The organism is Streptomyces sp. NBC_00122 (assembly GCF_045160845.1).
Classification (GTDB): Bacteria; Actinomycetota; Actinomycetes; order Streptomycetales; family Streptomycetaceae; genus Streptomyces.
On record NZ_CP108191.1, the window covers coordinates 5358393 to 5377549 of the forward strand.

13 protein-coding genes are annotated in these 19157 nt (G+C 72.3%); 11 read left to right on the forward strand and 2 right to left on the reverse strand.

Annotated elements, in window-relative coordinates:
- Positions 1-25: 25 nt before the first annotated feature.
- From OG737_RS24840 to OG737_RS24855, 4 genes are all read left to right on the forward strand, one after another.
- Positions 26-1633 carry an AMP-binding protein gene (locus tag OG737_RS24840; protein ID WP_405922446.1) on the forward strand — a complete coding sequence of 536 codons (1608 nt, stop codon included), beginning with the start codon at positions 26-28 and terminating at the stop codon, positions 1631-1633.
- A 156-nt stretch (positions 1634-1789) separates the two neighbouring features.
- Complete coding sequence (locus OG737_RS24845; RefSeq protein WP_328928361.1) at positions 1790-3406, forward strand: MFS transporter; 1617 nt, start codon at positions 1790-1792, stop codon at positions 3404-3406.
- 266 nt (positions 3407-3672) lie between these two features.
- Positions 3673-5055, forward strand: a complete 1383-nt coding sequence (locus OG737_RS24850) for a lysine 2,3-aminomutase (RefSeq protein WP_328928362.1) — start codon at positions 3673-3675, stop codon at positions 5053-5055.
- Positions 5052-6305, forward strand: coding sequence for an aminotransferase class I/II-fold pyridoxal phosphate-dependent enzyme (locus OG737_RS24855; protein WP_328928363.1), 1254 nt, complete (start codon positions 5052-5054; stop codon positions 6303-6305). The genes OG737_RS24850 and OG737_RS24855 overlap by 4 nt, the downstream gene beginning before the upstream one ends.
- A gap of 78 nt (positions 6306-6383) precedes the next feature.
- Here the strand turns inward: OG737_RS24855 and OG737_RS24860 are convergent, their stop codons facing one another.
- A complete protein-coding gene (locus OG737_RS24860; RefSeq protein ID WP_328928364.1) occupies positions 6384-6653 on the reverse strand; it encodes a phosphopantetheine-binding protein in 270 nt (89 codons plus the stop codon).
- Positions 6654-6761: 108 nt separating this feature from the next.
- Between OG737_RS24860 and OG737_RS24865 the strand changes: the two genes are divergently transcribed.
- Positions 6762-8372, forward strand: a complete 1611-nt coding sequence (locus tag OG737_RS24865; protein ID WP_405921988.1) for an AMP-binding protein — start codon at positions 6762-6764, stop codon at positions 8370-8372.
- Positions 8373-8409: 37 nt separating this feature from the next.
- Entirely contained in the window at positions 8410-10008 is a 1599-nt protein-coding gene (locus tag OG737_RS24870; protein ID WP_328928366.1) for a PQQ-binding-like beta-propeller repeat protein, read from the forward strand.
- Positions 10009-10107: 99 nt separating this feature from the next.
- On the opposite strand, the gene OG737_RS24875 is transcribed toward OG737_RS24870, so the two are convergent.
- Positions 10108-11073 (reverse strand): ACP S-malonyltransferase, encoded by a 966-nt coding sequence (locus OG737_RS24875; RefSeq protein ID WP_405921989.1) that lies wholly within the window; start codon positions 11071-11073, stop codon positions 10108-10110.
- A gap of 175 nt (positions 11074-11248) precedes the next feature.
- Here OG737_RS24875 and OG737_RS24880 point away from each other — a divergent pair, with 175 nt between their 5' ends.
- Genes OG737_RS24880 through OG737_RS24900 form a run of 5 tightly spaced genes read left to right on the forward strand, consistent with a single transcriptional unit; the run spans position 11249 to position 19157 of the window.
- Positions 11249-13072 (forward strand): fatty acyl-AMP ligase, encoded by a 1824-nt coding sequence (locus tag OG737_RS24880; protein WP_405921990.1) that lies wholly within the window; start codon positions 11249-11251, stop codon positions 13070-13072.
- Positions 13069-14820 carry an acyl-CoA dehydrogenase gene (locus tag OG737_RS24885; protein ID WP_328928369.1) on the forward strand — a complete coding sequence of 584 codons (1752 nt, stop codon included), beginning with the start codon at positions 13069-13071 and terminating at the stop codon, positions 14818-14820. The genes OG737_RS24880 and OG737_RS24885 overlap by 4 nt, the downstream gene beginning before the upstream one ends.
- A 37-nt stretch (positions 14821-14857) precedes the next feature.
- A complete protein-coding gene (locus tag OG737_RS24890) occupies positions 14858-15169 on the forward strand; it encodes an acyl carrier protein (RefSeq protein ID WP_328928370.1) in 312 nt (103 codons plus the stop codon).
- Entirely contained in the window at positions 15169-18141 is a 2973-nt protein-coding gene (locus tag OG737_RS24895) for a type I polyketide synthase (RefSeq protein WP_328928371.1), read from the forward strand. Before OG737_RS24890 ends, OG737_RS24895 begins: the two co-directional genes overlap by 1 nt.
- Entirely contained in the window at positions 18138-19157 is a 1020-nt protein-coding gene (locus OG737_RS24900) for a 3-oxoacyl-ACP synthase III family protein (RefSeq protein ID WP_328928372.1), read from the forward strand. Before OG737_RS24895 ends, OG737_RS24900 begins: the two co-directional genes overlap by 4 nt.

Genomic DNA, 19157 nt, shown 5'->3' on the forward strand with positions numbered 1-19157 from the left:
CGAGACGAGGAGAGGTGGCACGACGGTGAGCCTGAGCACGGTACGCCCGGCGGCCGGACCGGCGGCGGTCCACGAACCGGCGACACGCATCCACGAGTTCATGCTGGCGGCGGCCAGGACCGCACCGGACAGCCCGGCCGCCTGGGAGGCCGGCCCGGACGGCTCCGCACGCGTGCTGACCTACCGGCAGCTGGAGCGCAGGGCCCACGACTACGCGGTCACCCTGGACTCGCTCGGCCTCGACATCGGCGACCGGGTGATCCTGGAGTCGGACAACTCCGCCGCCGCCGTGGCCGTTCTCCTCGCCTGCTCGATGCTCGGGCTCACCTTCATCCCGGTGAGCCCGGAGGTCCCCACCCCGCGGCTGCTGGCCATCGCCGCCACCGCCGAGCCCGCCCTGCACCTGCAGACGGTGGACGGCAAGCGCGAGGAGGTTCCACAGTCCATCGGCACGGCCCGGTTCGGCCCGGACGGGATCACCGTGGAGCGGGCTCCCGCGCCCCGTACCCGGCACCGGCGCGAGGCGGTCGGCACGGACGCCGCGTACATGATCTTCACCTCGGGAACCACCGGGCGCCCCAAGGGCGTGGTCATGAGCCACCGCGGAGTGCTCTCCTTCTACCGGGGCATGCTCCAGCACTCCATCGTCACGGCCGAGGACCGGCTCGCCACCACCTCGCCGCTCCAGTTCGACTTCGCGCTGCTGGACATCGGGCTCGCGCTCGGCTCGGGCGCGCAGCTGATCCCCGTACCGCGCGAGCTGATGCACTGGCCGCGCAGGCTGCTGCGCTTCCTCACCGAGACGGGCGCCACGCAGGTGGACGGCGTGCCGTCCATCTGGCGGCCGGTACTGCGCCACGAGGCCAAGGGGCTGGCCGCGCTGGCCGGCCAGCTGCGCGGGGTGCTCTTCTCCGGCGAGGCCTTCCCGCTGCCTGAACTGCGGCAGTTGCAGAGCCTGTTGCCGCGGACCCGCGTCGTGAACTGCTTCGGCCCCACCGAGGCGATGGCCTTCTCCCTCACCGACGTGCCGAACCCGCTGCCCGAGGGCGCCGACAAGCTGTCCATCGGATTCGCCTACCCCGGCGCCGAGATGCTGCTGATCGACGAGGACGGCAGGCCCGTCGAGGAGCCGGGAGCGGTGGGCGAGATCCACCTGCGCGGACCGTCGCTCTTCACCGGCTACTGGGACGACCCGGAGGCCACGCGCGCCGTCCTGGTGCCCGATCCGCTCAACCCGAGGTCCGGCCAACTGGTCTACAAGTCAAATGACTTGGCATACCGGGGCGAGAGTGGTGAGCTGTACTTCGTCGGCCGGTCCGACCTCCAGGTCAAGATTCGCGGCAACCGGGTGGAGCTGGGGGAGATCGAGCGCCGGCTCCTGGAGTTCCCGGGCGTCGAAGCGGCCGCGGCGGTGGTGCGCCCGCGGCAGGGCGACGACCCCGAGCTGTACGCGTACGTCGTCCCGGCCCGCGGGTTCACCGCCGACCCCCTCGTGATCAGCGCGTTCTGCAAGCAGACACTGCCCGAGTACATGGTTCCGCGGAAGGTCGGCCTGATCCCCGGCCTGCCGCTCACCCCCAACGGCAAGACCGACCGCAGGGCCCTGGCGGCGCGCGCCGCGGAGGAGGGCTGACCCCCGGCCCGGCCCCGCCCCCCGGTACAGACCCCTGCTCCGACCCCTGTTCCGACCCCTGTCCTGACCCCTGTTCGCGTCCGGACGCTCCCCCCGCATCCCCGCTTTCCGTTCACTGATACGTACGCCCCGTCCCGACAGCATTGGACAGCCCCCATGACCAGCTCCCTGAGCGAGAACGACAACACCGGACCGGAGGTTAAAGCGGGCCGTAAGGAATGGATCGCCCTCGGCGTTCTGCTCCTGCCCGTGCTGCTCGTCTCCATGGACCTGACGGTCCTCTACTTCGCGATCCCCTCCATCAGCGAGGACCTGAAGCCGTCCGGCAGCGAGCAGCTGTGGATGATCGACATCTACGGCTTCGTCCTGTCCGGAGTCCTGCTCACCATGGGTGCGCTCGGCGACCGCATCGGCCGCCGCCGCCTCCTGCTGATCGGTGCCGTGGTCTTCGGCGGCGGCTCCCTGCTCGCCGCCTACGCATCCAACCCCGAGATGATCATCATCGCCCGGGCCCTGCAGGGCATCGGCGGCGCGACCCTCATGCCCTCCACCCTGGCGCTGATCCGCAACCTGTTCCGCGACCAGACCCAGCGGCGCACCGCCGTCGCGGTGTGGTCCACCGGCATGGCCGCCGGCGCGGCGCTGGGCCCCGTGGTCAGCGGCGCGCTCCTCACCGGCTTCTGGTGGGGTTCGGTCTTCCTCATCAACGTCCCCGTGATGCTGCTCCTGCTGGTGACGGCGCCGTTCCTGCTGCCGGAGTTCAAGGACGCCGCGGCCGGAAAGTTCGATCCTGTAAGCGCCGCGCTCTCGCTCGCCATCGTGCTGCCGGTCATCTACGGCTTCAAGAAGATCGCCGTGGACGGCTTCGCCGTCACCCACGTCGTCGCCATCGCGGTCGGCCTGGCCATCGTCCCGCTGTTCCTGCGGCGCCAGCGCACCAGCTCCGACCCGATGATCGACATCTCGCTGTTCCGCAACCGCGCGTTCGGCGCCTCGGTGACCGTCAACATGCTGGCCTGCTTCACCCTGGTCGGCTACTCGCTCTTCAGCACCCAGTACATGCAGTCGGTCCTCGGCATGACCGCGCTGAAGTCCGCGCTGTGGACGATCCCCGGCACCCTCGCCGTGGGCGCCGTCGTGCCCGTCGCCACCGTGCTCGTGCGCACCGTCAAGCCCGCCCACATCATCGGCGCCGGGTTCACCATCGCCACCCTGGCGCTCCTGATGCTCACCCAGGTGCCCGCCGAGGACGGCCTGGTCCTGATCCTGATCGGCATCATCGCGCTCGCCGTCGGGCTCACCCCGGTCCTCACCCTGGTCACCGAGCTCGTCGTCGGCCAGGTGCCGCCGGAGCGCGCCGGTACCGCCTCCGCCCTGCTCCAGACCGGCCAGGAGCTCGGCGGCGCCCTCGGCGTCGCCGTCCTCGGCAGCATCGGCGCCGCCGTGTACCGCAACAGCTCCGAGCTGGACGCCCCGGCCGGGGTGCCCGCCGACGCGCTGGACCAGGCCCGCGAGACCATCGGCGGAGCCCTGGCCGCCGCCGGCAAGCTCTCGGGCGAGGCCTCGGCCAACCTGATCGAGGCGGCCCGCGCCGCGTTCACGACCGAGGTGCACGCCGCCTCGGTGGCCGGCGCGGTCGTCATGGCGGGCGCCGCCGTGTTCGCCCTGATCGGGCTGCGCGCCGTCCAGACCGACAACCAGCGGGCCGCCGAACTGGCCGCCCAGGCCGCCCCGGTGGAGCGGGCCGGCCAGCCGGGCACCGGCACGGCCTGACGCGCAGCCGCCCCACACCCCCCACAGGCCCTGCCACAGGGCCCACCGACAGCCGCCCAGGACCTGAACCCCCGCCGGTCCTGGGCGGCTTCGCCATGCCCGGGGACCGTCCCGAACCCCTTCCCGGCCGCCGGGCGCCAGGGGCCGCCGTAAGGGTAGGGCTGGGGTCCGATCTGGGGTCCGGTGGCCGATTCCTCTCCCTAGCATCGAACCGCATTCGAGCAGACGCTCGGAACTGCCAGGCACCAGGCTGGAGGAATATCCGCATGTCCCTGCTGGCAACCGATTCTGTCGAGACGGCACGGTTCCGCGCATACGGGCCGCGGCAGCTCGACGAGATCGCCGACCGCCACGGCCTGCCCGCCGACATACGGGAGACCGTCCGGCTCGTGTCGATGGTCCTGCCCTTCCGGGTCAACGAGTACGTCCTGTCGCAGCTGATCGACTGGGACCGCATCCCGGACGACCCGATGTTCCAACTGGTCTTCCCCCAGAAGGGGATGCTCACCGAGCAGAACGAGCGGGACCTGGCCACCCTGTCCGCGGACCCCGCTTCGAAGATCGCCCTGCGGACCCTCGTCCAGCAGATCCGCGGCCGGCTCAACCCGCACCCGTCCGGCCAGAAGGAGCTCAACGTCCCCACCCGGGAGGGCGCCGAGATCGCCGGGCTCCAGCACAAGTACCGCGAGACGGTCCTGTACTTCCCGAGCCAGGGCCAGACCTGCCACTCGTACTGCACCTACTGCTTCCGCTGGGCCCAGTTCGTCGGGGACGCGGACCTGCGCTTCGCGGCGCCCGACCCGAGCGGCCTCATCTCCTACCTCGGCTCCCACCCCGACGTCACCGACGTGCTGGTGACCGGTGGCGACCCGATGGTGATGTCTACTGAGCGGCTGCGCTCCCACCTGGAGCCGCTGCTCTCCGTGGACACCGTACGGACCATCAGGATCGGTACGAAGTCCGTCGCGTACTGGCCGCAGCGGTTCGTCACCGACCCGGACGCCGACGACGTGCTGCGTCTCTTCGAGAAGGTCGTGGCCTCCGGCCGCAACCTCGCCGTCATGGCGCACTTCAGCCACCCCCGGGAGCTCGGCACCGACCTGGCGCGTCGCGCGATCGCCCGGATCAGGTCCACCGGCGCCCTCGTCTACTGCCAGGCGCCGCTGATCGCCCGCGTCAACGACGACCCGGACGTCTGGAGCCGGATGTGGCGGGCCGAACTCGCCGCCGGTTCGGTCCCGTACTACATGTTCGTGGAGCGCGACACCGGCCCGTACGACTACTTCCGGGTGCCGCTCGCCCGGGCTGCCGAGATCTTCCAGTCGGCCTACCGCACCCTCCCGGGCCTGGCCCGTACGGTCCGCGGCCCGGTGATGTCCGCGACTCCCGGCAAGGTGGCCGTGGACGGCGTCGTCGAGAACGCCGAGGGCCGGTTCTTCCAGCTGCAGATGGTCCAGGCCCGTGATCCCTCCCTGGTCGGCCGGCCCTTCCTGGCGCACTTCGACCCCGAGGCCGCCTGGCTGGACGAACTGCGGCTCGACCGCACCGTACCGGCCGACATCGCGCGTGCGCTCGCCGGACCGGCGTGGCAGGGCGAGAAGGAGCTCTTCGGGACCAAGGCGGCCGCACCGGTGGGGAGCCCGGCATGAGCGACATGCGGATGTCACCGAACCTGGCCCTCAACCAGCTGGTGGCACAGCGCCAGGCGGCCGGCGAGCCGCTGATCCACCTCGGCTTCGGGGAGTCCAGACTCCCCGCGTTCGCGCCGCTGGTGGAACGGCTCGCCGCCGGGGCGACCCGCAACGCCTACGGGCCGGTGGCCGGCTCGCCCGCGGTCCGGGGCGCCGCCGCGGGGTACTTCAACCGCCGCCGCATCCCCACCGACGCCGACCAGATCGTGGTCGCCCCGGGCAGCAAACCGCTGCTGATGGCCCTCAACCTGGCCGTCCCCGGCGACGTGCTGTTGCCCCGCCCCGCGTGGAACACGTACGCCCCGCAGGCCCGGCTGGCCGGCAAGCACCCGATCGCCGTCCCGATCCCCGAGGAGTGCGGCGGGGTACCGGACCCGGACGCCCTGCGCGAGTGCATCACCGCGGCGCGCGTGCTCGGCCGCGACCCGCGCATCATGGTGCTGACCCTGCCGGACAACCCGACCGGCACCCTGGCGTCGCCCCCGCTCATCCGCGAACTGTGCGCGATCGCCGAGGAGGAGGGGCTGCTGATCGTCTCGGACGAGATCTACCGGGACGTGGTGCACGACCCGGCCACCGAGTACCTCAGCCCCGCCGAAGTGGCCCCCGAGTGCACGGTCATCGCCACCGGCCTGAGCAAGAGCCTCGCCCTGGGCGGCTGGCGCATCGGTGTGGCCCGCTTCCCGCAGGGCCCCTGGGGCGAGTGGATCCGCACCGGAGTGGTCTCTGTGGCCAGCGAGGTCTGGTCGACGCTGGCGGGGCCCATGCAGGCGGTGGCCGAGTACGCCTTCAGCGAGCCGCAGGACGTCCGCGACAGGCTCCGGGCCAGCGCCCGGCTGCACGGGATCGTCGCGCGCGAGGTCCACCGCATCACCGTGGAGGCGGGCGCCCGCTGCCGACCGCCCACCGGGGCCTTCTACGTCTACCCCGACTTCGAGCCGGTCCGCGAGGAGCTGGCGAAGTACGAGGTGACCGACTCGCCGACGCTGGCCCGGCGGATGCTCGACCTCGGGATCGTGGTGCTCGCCGGACACCTGCTAGGCGACGAGGGGGACGCCCTGAGGTTCAAGTGCGCCACCAGCATGCTGTACGGCGAGACGGCGGAGCAGCAGCAGCTCTCGCTCGAGGCGCGGGACCCGCTCGCCCTGCCGCACGTCCGCTCGAATCTCGACAGGATCGAGGAGAGTTTTCAGCGGCTGATCCCCTGACCGTCTTCTGCCGCGAAAAGAGAAGCGGCCCGACTTGGATGTGAAATCCTCGTCGGGCCGGTCGGTGGACCGATTTTCTCACGCGGCGGATTCGGTTTCGGTTATCAGGGTTTTCCAGAGGACGTCCGGGCTCGCGAAATTCTCCAGTTTCAGCGCGTCGTCCAGGAAGCGGACGTCGTAGGCGCCTTCCAGGGCGGCGAGCAGTTCGACCGTTCCCATGGAGTCAAGCCCCAGGTCACGGAGTTGTGTGTCCCCGGTCAGTTTCTCGTCGGGGGAGAGGTAGGGCAGGAACGGGCGAATGACGGCTTCGAAAGCGCCGTCCCAGGTGTGATTCGTGAGTTCTGGCATACGGGAATGATGGGGGCGGCCGCCAACGGCTGTCAATGCATCCCGGAAATGCGCCCGGAAAGCGTCCGGAAAAGAGCTTGCCGGTAATTCTGGCGAGGAGGAGCAGAAATGGAACCATTGGCGCGGACCGCGCTGCACGCACGTTTTCTGCGCGGTCTGGAACGCTCACCGCGCGGGGTGGCGGTGCGCGTCGGGAAGGAGACCGTCGACTACACGACGGTCCACGAACTGGCCCTGTCCTGGGCGGGGGCCCTGCTCGCCGCCCCCGGCGGGCCGCCGAAGGCCGTCGGCATCCTGGCGGGCCGCAGCGTGACCTCGTACGTCGCCGTCCTGGCGAGCCTGTACGCGGGACTCCCCGCGGTGCCGGTACTGGCCGGCTTCCCGCCCGGCAAGATCGCCTCGATGCTCGCGTCGGCGGAGGTCTCCGCCCTCGTCGTCGACGAGGAGGGCGCGGCCCTGCTCCGGGACCCCGACGGCCTCGCCACGGATCTCGCGACGGGGCTCGGGGGCCTCCCGGTGCTCGCACCGGACCTCGGCCGCGAGCAGGCCGAGGCGCTGGCCGCCGGCGGAGCGCTGCCGCTGTTCGCCGCCCGGGAGACCGCGCTGGCACAGCCGCGGTCCGCCGCTCCCGACGACGTGGCCTACATCCTGTTCACGTCCGGCTCCACCGGCCGGCCCAAGGGCGTACGGCTCACGCACGGCAACACGGCGCACTACTTCGCGCTGATGGACGCCTGGTACGACTTCACGTCCGACGACGTCTTCTCCCAGGCCGCCAACCTCAACTGGGACTCCGCGGTCTCGGACCTGTGGTGCGCCTGGGCGGTGGGCGCCCCGCTGGTCTCGGTCTCCCCCCACGCCTACCGCGACCTCCCCGCCTTCGTCGCCGAGCACGGCATCACCGTCTGGTTCTCGGCCCCCAGCGTGATCTCGCTGTCCCGCCGCACCGGCCGCCTGGTGCCGGGCACCATGCCCTCGCTGCGCTGGACCTACTTCGGCGGCGAGGCGCTCCAGTTCCAGGACACCGACGCCTGGCAGCAGGCCGCCCCCCACTCCGCGGTGATCAACGTCTACGGCCCGACCGAGATGACCATCACCACCCACCGCCACCGCTGGTCCCCGCAGGAGTCGACCCGGCTCGGCGTCAATGGCGTGGTACCGCTCGGCCTGCTCCACGACGGCCACGCGGAACTGCTCCTGGACGAAGCGGGCGCCCCGGCGGCGGACGAAGGCGAACTGTGGCTGTCCGGGCCGCAGTTGTCGGCCGGCTACCTGGACCCCGAGGACGGAGCGGGCAAGTACCTGGAGCGCGACGGCGTCCTGTGGTACCGCACCGGCGACCGGGTCCGCCGCCTCGCCGGAGGCGAACTGGTCTACCTGGGCCGTACGGACTCCCAGGTGCAGGTGCAGGGCTACCGGGTCGAACTGGCCGAGGTGGAACACGCACTGCGCGCCGGGACCCCGGTGACCGACGCGGTGGTCGTCGGCGTCCCCGTGGCCAACAGCACCGAACTGGTCGCCTTCTACCTCGGCGGGCAGCGCACGCCGCAGGAGTTCCACCGCGACCTGGCCGGTCTGCTGCCCGCGCAGCTGATCCCGCGCCACTACCACCGGCTGGACGAGTTTCCCCTGAACACCAACAAGAAGACCGACCGGCTGGAGCTCACCGCACGCGCTGCCGCACTGCACGGCAACCGCGTCCTGGTGACCGCCGGCTGATCGACGAACCCCATCACAGCACGGAAGAGGAAGTCCCATGCGCACAAGACCCCGGTCCCGGCAGGGAGTGGTCCGCCGATTCGCGCTGCTCGCCGTAGCCGCACTGACCGCCACGCTGTTCACCGCGCCGGCCACCAACGCGTCCTCGCCCCCGTCCTCCTGGCCGACCGGCGGCCACGACCTCCGCAACAGCCGCACCAACCCGCAGGAAACGACGATCTCCAAGGCCAACGTCGGCCGCCTCAAGGCCAAGTGGACGTACGCCACCCACGGCGACGTCTCGGCCACCCCGGCCGTGGTCGGCGGAGCCGTGTACTTCCCCGACTGGGGCGGCTACCTGCACAAGGTGGAGGCCAAGACCGGCCGTCCGATCTGGTCGCGCAAGGTCTCCGACTACACCGGTGACCCGGCCTCCGTCTCCCGGACCAGCCCGACCGTCGTCGGCGGCAAGCTCTACATCGCCGACTGGAACAAGGCCGTCCTGATGTCGGTCGACGCCTCCAACGGCAACCTGGTGTGGAAGCGGGAGATCGACACCCAGTACAAGGCGGTGCTGACCCAGTCGCCCGTCGTGCACGAAGGCGTGATCTACCAGGGGGTCTCCTCCCGCGAGTCCGAGGGCGCCCTCGACCCGGCCTACCCCTGCTGCACGTTCCGCGGCAGCGTGAACGCCATCGACGCCGCCACCGGCAACCTCCTGTGGCGCCAGTACACGACCCCCGACAACGGCGGCAAGGCCGGCGGCTACAGCGGCGTGGCCGTCTGGGGCACCCCGGCGCTGGACCCGTCGACCAACACGGTGTACTTCACCACCGGCAACAACTACACCGTCCCGCAGTCCGTCAGCGACTGCCAGACGGCCGGCCACACCCCGGCCGAGTGCTACGCACCGGACAACTACGTGGACACGGTCCTGGCCCTCGACATGACGACCGGCCGCGTCAAGTGGAACACCGGGGCCAAGCGCTTCGACGCCTGGAACACCGGCTGCATCCCCGGATTCCCGCCCAACAACTGCCCGCCGAACCCCGGCTACGACTACGACTTCGGCGACGGCGCCCACCTGTTCACCATCAAGGGCCCGAACGGCTGCCCCCGCAAGGTGATCGGCGCGGGCGAGAAGAGCGGCGAGTACTGGCTGATGGACGCGGCCACCGGCGCCGTGGTCTGGAGCGCGGCGGCCGGCCCCGGCGGCCACATCGGCGGCATCGAATGGGGTACCGCCAACGACGACAAGCGGATCTACGTCGCCGAGGCCAACTTCAACAAGCTGCCCTACCAGCTGGCCGACGGCTCCACGACGACCCGCAGCTCGTTCGCGGCGCTCGACCCGCAGACCGGAAAGATCCTGTGGCAGGTCGCGGACCGCAGCGACGGCTTCGCCTGGGGCGCCCTGACCGCCGCCAACGGCGTCGTCTTCGGCGGCTCCACCAGCGGCCGCATGTACGCGCTCGACGCGGCGACCGGTGCCTACCTGTGGGACTTCACCGCACCGTACTCGTCCAACGCGGGCCCCGCGGTCGTCGACGGCACCGTCTACTGGGGCAACGGCTACGCCCGCTTCGCCAACGGCGGCGGAACCACCGGCAGCCTCACCGAGGGCACCTTCTACGCCTTCACGGTGGACGGCAAGTGACCGGACAGGACACGTGAGAGGGGCCGGTACCCACTGGGTACCGGCCCCTCCCGTCGTCCGTGCGCCACATGTCCGGCGGGCCGGGCGGCCGACCGGGCGTCAGGCAGCCGCAGGCAGCCGCCGGCGCACCGGCCGCATCGCCGACCTGGGCGTCACCGGAACCACCTCGAAGGCGCGCGTGGTGCACGCGACACGGGTGAACAGCCCGTCCTGCCCGGACACGTACAGCCGGCCGACACCGGCCCGCTCCAACGAGGCCACCACGTCCGGCCACCGCACCGTACGGACGAAACCGTCCAGCAGCATCCCGCGCACCTCTTCGCCGGTGGTCACCACCCGGCCGTCCTGGTCCGCGACGACCGGCAGCCGCGGCTCGGACCAGGCCAGTCCGTCGAAGATCTCGGCGTCCACCCGGTCACGCAGCCCGCCGAAGAGGTACGAGTGCATGGGCGGCTTCATCGTGTACATCGACATGCCGCCCAGCGAGCGGATCCGCCGCTGCAGCCAGTCGAGTACCGACTCGTGCACCGTCAGCATCGTGAAGTCGTGGTCGACGACGCAGGACACGTCGTTCCACTCGCCGCGCTCGTCGAGCTCCTGGCGCATCAGCGCGACCTTGTCCTGCGGCACGCGCGCGATCGACTGGGTCACCAGGGCGGGGTGCTCCCGCGCGAAGTAGTCCTCCATCGTGTCGGCGAGCCGCGCCGTCATCCGTACGGCATCGGCGAAATCGAGCACTCCGCTGTACACGGCGGCGGCCCGGGCGCCGAAGCTCGGCCCCGTCACGTACGCGGGCGCGATCTCCAGCCGGTCCGTCGCCCACCGTGCCAGCGCGAGGCAGTTCACCACGAACGAGATCTGTCCGTAGAGCGAGTAGTCGCCGTCGGCCTGCTGGTACCGGTCGGCCAGCGAGAAGCCCAGCACGTCGTCGGCGATCGCGTGCAGCTCCCGCGCGTACGGGTTGACCAGCATGAACCTGGCGACCTCGGAGAAGGCGGTCGGTTGCATACCGGGGAAGACGATCGCCGCTTCCCGCGGCGTCCCGGTGTCGGTGTCGATGTCCATGGACCGAGGGTCGCCCGCGCGTCCGCGCGCCGAGCACCCCTGCCGCCCCCTAAGGACCTGTCCGGAGGCGCCCCGACAGCCCTCGCGCAAGCGCCCCTTAAGGATGCGCGCGGAGGATCGCCGGTAAACGAGGTCCGCAGATCCACGGGCCCGCAGACGCGAGGGGATGCCGCGGATGTCAGAGTCACGCTTCGCCACCTTCACCGAACTGCTCCGCGTTCGGACGGCTGAACTCGCCGACGAGGATGTGCACATCTTCCTCCGCGACACGGTCGGCGGAGCGCAGGCCGAGCACCTCACGTACGGGGAGCTGGACCGGGAGGCGAGACGCATCGCGGCCTGCCTCCAGGAGTACGGAGTGACCGAGCAGCCCGTGCTGCTCGTCTACTCCTCGACCGCCGAGTTCCTCAAGGCCTTCGCCGGCTGCCTCTACGCGGGCGCCGTCGCGGTCCCCGTACCGATGCCGGGCGAAGCCGGCCGCGACAAGCGGCTCAACCGCACCACCGCCGTCCTGAAGGACACCGGCGCCAAGGTGGTCCTCACCGAGACGTCCGCGGCGCCCGACGTCGCGCTCTGGCTCGCCCGCAACTCCCGCCCGGACGCGGCCTGCGTGGTCACCGACGTCCCCGGCATCGGCGACCCCGACGCCTGGCGGCCCGTCACGGCGCGCCCCGACGACCTGGTGTTCCTCCAGTACACCTCCGGCTCGGTCTCCGAACCGCGCGGTGTGACCGTCTCGCACCGCAACCTCCTGGCCAACCAGGCCGCCCTGCAGAAGGTGCTGCACACCACCCGCGAGGACCGTTTCGGCAGCTGGCTGCCGTACTTCCACGACATGGGCCTCGTCGCCCACCTGCTGCACCCGGTGTGGCTCGGCAGCCACAGCGTCCAGGTCACCCCGCTGTCCTTCGTCAAGCGCCCCCTGCGCTGGCTCCAGGCCATCGACGAGTACGGCGTCACCGTCGGCGGCGGCCCCAACTTCTGCTACGACCTGTGCGTGCGGCGGGTGAAGGACGAGCAGGTCGCCGGCCTGGACCTGTCCCGCTGGCGCCTCGCCCTCAACGGCGCCGAACCGGTGCGCCCCGAGAGCCTGGACGAGTTCGCCGAGAAGTTCGCCCCGGCCGGATTCCGCCCCGAGGCCCTGCGTCCCTGCTACGGACTGGCAGAGGCGACCCTCGTCGTCTCCGGCGGCGCCCCCGGCACCCCGCACGTCCGCAAGGACTTCAACAAGACCGCCCTGGAACGCGACCGGGTGATCGGCGCCGGGCCCGCCGCCACCGGCACCGAGCGCGTCCAGACCCTCGTCGGCTGCGGCGCCCCCGTCGAGGTCGAAGTACGCATCGTCGACCCGCTGACCCACCACGAACTCCCGCCCGGTGCGGTCGGCGAGATCTGGCTGCGCGGCTACAGCGTCGCCCGCGGCTACTGGCAGCGGCCCACCGAGACCGTACGGACCTTCCGGGCCAGCCTCAACGACGAGGAGAGCAACTTCCTGCGCACCGGCGACCTCGGGATGCTCGACAACGGCGAGCTGTTCGTCACCGGGCGGCTCAAGGAAGTCGTGATCATCAACGGCCGCAACGTGTACCCGCAGGACATCGAATGGGCGGCGCGGACCGTGAGCCCCGCCCTGACCTTCGGCGTGGGCGCCGCGTTCTCCGTGGACGCCGGACGGGAGCACCTCGTCCTCGTCCAGGAGGTACGCGGAGCGGGCAGCGAGGAACTGCGGACCGTCGCCCAGAAGATCCAGGCCCTGATCGGCAAGGAGTTCGAGATCCCGGCGGGCAACATCCTGCTGGTCCGTCCCGGCGCCGTGCGCCGCACCAGCAGCGGCAAGGTCCAGCGCACCCTGATGCGCAAGCTCTTCCTCGACGGCGTGGTCCGCGGCGAGTACGAGGTCCTCACCCCGGACGTGTGGGCGCTGGCCCGCTCCGAGGACGTGCTGTTCGGCGAAGACCTGCTGCGGCCGGAAGGAGCCGACGGAGGAAGAAGGTGGTGACAGCCCTCCTCGGCGACCAGGCCGTGGCGCACCGGCGCGAGAGCGTCGTGCGGACCCGGGTCGCCGCCTTGGAGTCGCTGCTCGGCGACCCCTCGGACCCCGCCAACCCGGTCGGCTACACGGCGCTGCTGGAGGCGGACCGGGCCGCCGTGCCCTTCGCAGCCGGCGAGGCGCTGCTCGACGACTTCGGGATCACCGACGAGTACATCCCCCAGGCCCTCGGCGGCCGGCTCGACGGGATGGACACCCTGGTCAGGATCATGCGCCCGGTCTTCCGCCGGGACGTGGGCCTGGCCATGGGCCACGGCATGACCACCTTCATGGCCGCCTCCGACGTCTGGACCGCCGGCAGCTCCCGGCAGCGGCACTGGCTGGCCCGGCTGCTGCGCGACGGCGGCAAGGCGGCCATCGCCCAGCACGAGACCGCCCACAGCAACGACTACGTCCGCAGCCAGGTCACCGCCCGGCGCGGCCCGCACGGCTATCTGATCAGCGGGGGAAAGCCCCTCGTCAACAACCTGGAGCGGGCCGGCGCGCTGGTGCTGTTCTGCCGTACCGACCCCGCGCCCGGCAGCCGCAGCCACTCGGTGATGCTGCTGGAACCCGAGCAGCTCACCGACGCACGCGCCGCGGTGACGGCCCGCCGCACTCCGGTGGGCCTGCGCGGCTGCCGGTTCGCCGGAGTGGAGTTCGACGACTGCCCGGTGCCCGGCTCCGCCCTGCTCGGCCCGGAGGGCAGCGGCATCGAGACCGCCCTGCGCTCCTTCCAGATCAGCCGTACGGTGATCGCCGCGTCGGCCGTCGCCGCGCTCGACACCAGCCTGCGCACGGCCGTCCGCTTCGACCGCGAGCACTCCGGCGGCTGGCAGGCCCGAGGCATCGACGGGAGCCGCACCGGCGCGGCACTGACCAGCGCCTTCGTCAACCTGCTGCTCTACGACAGCCTCGCCGTCGTCGCCACCAGGGCCCTGCACCTGCTGCCCGCCGAGACCAGCGTCTACTCGGCGGCGCTCAAGTACCTGCTGCCCCGGGTGCTCACCGAGACCATGTACGACCTGTCCATCGTCCTCGGCTCCGGCTTCTACACCCGCGAGGGCAGCCTCGGCATCTTCCAGAAGCACGTCAGGGACGTACCGGTGCTCAGCCTCGGTCACGCCGGCACGGTCGCCTGCCAGGCCACCGTCATCCCCCAGATGCCGCGCCTGGCCCAGACCTCGTGGTTCCTGGAGGACGAGGCCCCCGCGGGCCTGTTCCGGCTGCGCGGCGACCTGCCACCGCTGCGCACCGACCGGCTCAGCCTCGCGTGCGGGCGGGACTCCCTCACCGCGACGATGCTCGCCGTCAGCGCGGGCATCGACGGCGGCGGTCCCGTCGAGCGCGCCCTGCGCACGCTCGCCGGCCAGCTCGTCGAGGAGTTCCGGGACGTACGCGGCCGCGTGCTCAGGCTGGAGGCGGCCGGTTCGGCGGCCTCCGCGCAGCCCGCGCGGTTCGCGCTCATGGACCGTTACGCGCTGCTGCTGGCCGCGGCCGCCGTCCTGGGCCTGTGGGACCAGGGCCGGTACGGGCCCGACCCGTTCCTCGCCGACCCGTGCTGGGCGGCGGCCGCACTGCACCGCATCGCCCGCCGGCTGGGCACGCGCGTGGCCGACCTGCCACCGGAGTGCGAGACCCGGATCCGGCACGAGGTGCAGCTCCGCTTCAGCACCCAGATCAGCTACGACCTCTACTCCACCCCCATCCCGGGCTGACCGGGCCCTGGGCCGTACGCACCGAAGGAGTCCCACGATGACCGTTCCCACCAGCCGGCACACCGCGACCACGGCGACCGCGGTCGGCGTACCGCCGCACGCCTGGCTGTCGGCCCGGCTCTCGCTGTACCTGCGCCGGGCTCCCGAGACCATCGACCCGACCGTGCCGCTCGCCGAGTACGGCATGGACTCGGTGGCCGCGCTGAGCCTGTGCGGAGACCTGGAGGACGAGTTCGGCCTGGAGGTGGAGCCGACGCTGCTGTGGGACCACCCGACCGTGGAGAGCCTGGTCCGTCACCTGTCGGCCGTCCTCGCCGCCACCGATCCGTCCGCGCGGGACCAGCGCTGATGGGGGACATCGCCATCGTCGGCATCGACTGCGCGTTCCCCGGGGCGGCGGGCGTGCAGGCGTACTGGGACCTGCTGCTGCGGGGCGGGGCCGCGATCGGCCCCGTCCCCGGACAGCGCTGGGAAGCGGAGGACTTCCCCGCTGTCAGCGGCAGCGGCGGCTTCCTCGGCGACGTCGATGTCTTCGACAGCGACTTCTTCTCCGTCACCCCGCGCGAGGCCGCCGCGATGGACCCGCACCAGCGGCTGCTGCTGCCCTGCGCCTGGCGCGCCCTGGAGGACTCCGGCCGCGCCCCCGGCGAACTCGCCGGCACCGAGACCGGCGTGTTCGTCGGGATGATGGGCGGCGAGTGGGGCCGCCTCACCATGAGCGACCTCGCGCGCGTCACCCCGCTCCTCGGCGCCGGCAGCAGCGCCGGGATGGCAGCCAACCGGATCTCGTACCACTTCAACTTCACAGGGCCGAGCCTCGCCGTCGACACCGCCTGCTCCTCCTCGCTCGTCGCCGTGCACCTCGCCGCCACCTCCCTGCTGGCCGGGGAGTGCGACACCGCCCTCGCCGGCGGCGTCAACATCGTGCTGTCGCCCTCCCTGGGCATGGTCTACGGACAGCTCGGCCTGGCCGCCGCCGACGGCCGCTGCAAGCCCTTCAGCGCCGACGCCGACGGCATCGGCCGCAGCGACGGCGTCGGCCTGGTCGTGCTGCGCAGGCTCGACGACGCAGTTGCCGACGGGCAGCGGATCTACGCCGTGCTGCGCGGCAGCGCCGTCAACCAGGACGGCCGCAGCAACGGGGTCATCGCCCCCAACCGCTGGTCGCAGCAACGGGTGCTGAACTCCGCGTACCGGCGGGCCGGTGTCACCCCGGACCACGTCGCGTTCGTGGAGGGGCACGGCACCGGGACCGTACTCGGCGACGCCATCGAGTGCGCGGCGCTCGGCGCGGTGCACGGGGTCCCCCGCGACACCCCGTGCGCGCTCGGCTCCGTCAAGGGCAACCTCGGCCACACCGAGGGCGCGGCGGGCATCGCCGGACTCATCAAGACCGCGCTGGCCCTGCACCACCGCATCGTCCCCGCCAGCCTCTTCGCCGACCGGGAGAACCCGCAGCTGCGGCTCGCCGACCGGGGCCTGCGGCTGCTGAAGTCCCCGATGCGGCTGCCGCGCGGCGAGAGCCTCGCCGGGGTGAGCAGCTTCGGCATGGGCGGTACCAACGCCCACGCGATCCTGGGCACGGCGCCCCGGCTCCGCCGGACCGCTGCCGCCGCCCGGGCCCGTACGGGCAGCGCCCGCGGGCCGGTCGGCGTGTTCACCGTCAGCGGCGACACCCCCGAGGCGCTGCGCCGCAACCTCGCCGCCCAGGCCGACGCGGTCGCCAGGCGGCCGCGCGGCGGCGCCGCGGCCCTGTGCTGGAGCAGCAACCGCGTCAAGACCGGCCTGCCGCACCGGTTCGCGCTCACCGTGCGCGACACCGACGAGCTGGTCGACGAACTGCGCCGGGCCGCCGCCCAGGACGGCGCCGGGAACGCCGGCCGCCCGTGGGGGCGACCGGTCGTGGCCTTCCTCTTCACCGGACAGGGCACCGAGTACCCCGGCATGACGGCGCAGCTCCACCACGAGTCGCAGGCCTACCGCCGTCATCTCGCCGAGGCCGACGAGGCCCTCGCCGGACCCCTGGGCACCTCGGTGCGCGAACTGATCCTCGGCGGCGACGAGCGGGTGCACCGGCCGGAGTTCGCGCAGCCCGCCCTGTTCGCCGTCGGCTACGCCCTGGCCCGCACCCTCACCTCGCTCGGTATCGCCCCGGCCGCCGTGCTCGGCCACAGCCTGGGCGAGTACGCGGCGGCCGTGACCGCGGGCGCCCTCGGCCTGGAGGAGGCCGCCCGCCTGGTCGTCCGGCGCGGCGCGCTGATCGGCGAACTGCCCCGGGGCGGCGGCATGATCGCCGCCGCCACCGGACCCGAGGAGCTCGCCGGGATCCTGGCGACGGAGCCGGAGGCCGTCGTGGCCGTGCTGAACGGCCCCGCGGACACCGTGGTCTCCGGGCCCCTGGACGTCCTGGCGAGGATCGGCAAGGAGCTGACCGGGCGCGGCGTACGGGTCAGGGAGCTGCCCGTCTCCCACGCCTTCCACTCGGTCCTGATGGCCCCGGCCGCAGCCGGGCTGCGTACCGCCGAGGTGCGGTGCGCGACGCCCGCGCTGCCCGTGGCCTCGACCCGGTACGGCCGGATGCTGCACCACGAGCCCATGGACGCCGGCTATTGGGCCGACCAGATCGAGGAGCCCGTGCTCATGGACACCGCGCTGGGAGCGCTCGCCTCGGACATCGCCCCCACCCATCTGATCGAGATCGGTCCGCGCACCCAGCTGCTGCAGATCGCCGCCCGGGGCGGGCGGGCGCCGGGGGCCGAGTTCCTGCACCCCGCCCCGGGCCCCGAGGCGACCGGCCGGGACCTGGCCGAGACGGTCGCCGCGCTGCACCGCTGCGGACTCGACCCGCTCTGGGAGGAGCTGTACGCCCCAGAGCACCGCGTCGTCGAGCCGCTGAGCCCGTACGTCTTCTCCTCGGCCCAGCGCTACTGGGACCGGCGGACGCCGCCGCCCGCCGCCCCGCTCCCGGCTCCGGCCGAGGAGCGTCGGCCGGAGGGCGCGCCTGAGCGGCGGTCCTCCGAGGCCGCGCCCGCCACCGCCCGCGACGCCACCGCCCGCGACGCCGGCGACCCGGTGCTGCTCGCGGTGGTCGAGGCGGTCACCGAGGTCGGCGGATACCCGCCGGAGCGCGTGGTGCGCGAGGCCCGGTTCCACGAGGACCTCGGCTTCGACTCCGTGATGATCATGCAGCTCAAGAACCGGGTGGAGGCCCGGCTGCCACGCGTCGGCGAGGTGTCCGTCCAGCAGATGCTGCCCGCGCTGAACTCCGTCGGCTCGCTGTCCGAGTTCCTCGGCGACCTGATCACGGCGAGGTCGGCATGACGGGCCCCGCCGTCTACCTCGCGGCCACCGGTACGGCGCTGCCCGGCGACCCGGTGGACAACACCGCGCTCGGCCGGCTGCTGGGCGTGAGCGAAGAGTGGATCGACGTCTTCGTCGGCACCCGGACCCGGCACTTCGGCTGGGACCCGGAGACCGGGGAGGTCCGCGGCTCGCTGGCCGACCTGTGCGCCGAGGCCGGAGCGCAGGCCATCGACGCCTCCGGGCTCGACCCCGCCGACATGGAGTTCCTGGTACTCGCGACCGCGACCCCCGACCTGCTGCTGCCGACCACCGCGAGCGAGGTCGCCGACCGGCTGGGCCTGGGCCATCTGCCCGTCTTCCAGCTCCAGTCGGGCTGTTCCGGCGCGATCCAGGCCCTCGACCTCGGCCGCACGCTGATCACCGGCGGCCGCCGGGCCGGCCTGATCCTCGGCGGGGACGTCACGCACCGCTTCCTGTCGCCGCGGGGGGACACCGCCCGGATGCCCACCGAGGAACTGGTCAACTACGTCCTGTTCGGCGACGGCGCCGGAGCCGCGGTCCTCACCGACGAGCCCGAGGGCGAGCGGGTGGCCGTACGGGCGGTGCTGAACTCCTGGACCGGGCAGGGCCGTCCGCCCGGCCAGGTGCTCGACTGGTACGGGACCACTGACCGCCACTCGGAGCGGCGGATGCTCGCCGAGGACTACAAGGCGATCGAGGAGCACGTGCCGTCGATCTCCGTGGAGATCCTCTGGGAGCTGCTCGGCGGACTCGGCTGGAGCCTGGACGACATCGGCTACCTGCTGCCGCCCCAGCTGTCCCGGCGGATGACCGCCCGGATCCTGGAGCGGCTGCCGGTCACCTCCGCGCGGGAGATCTCCTGCGTCTCGGAGACCGGCAACACGGGAAACGCCCTGCCGTTCCTGCAACTCGACCGGCTGCTGCCGACGTTCGCCACCGGAGAGCGCGCACTCGCGCTGTGCGTGGAGTCCAGCAGGTGGATCAGAGCCGGGTTCGCCCTGGAGAAGGTGTGA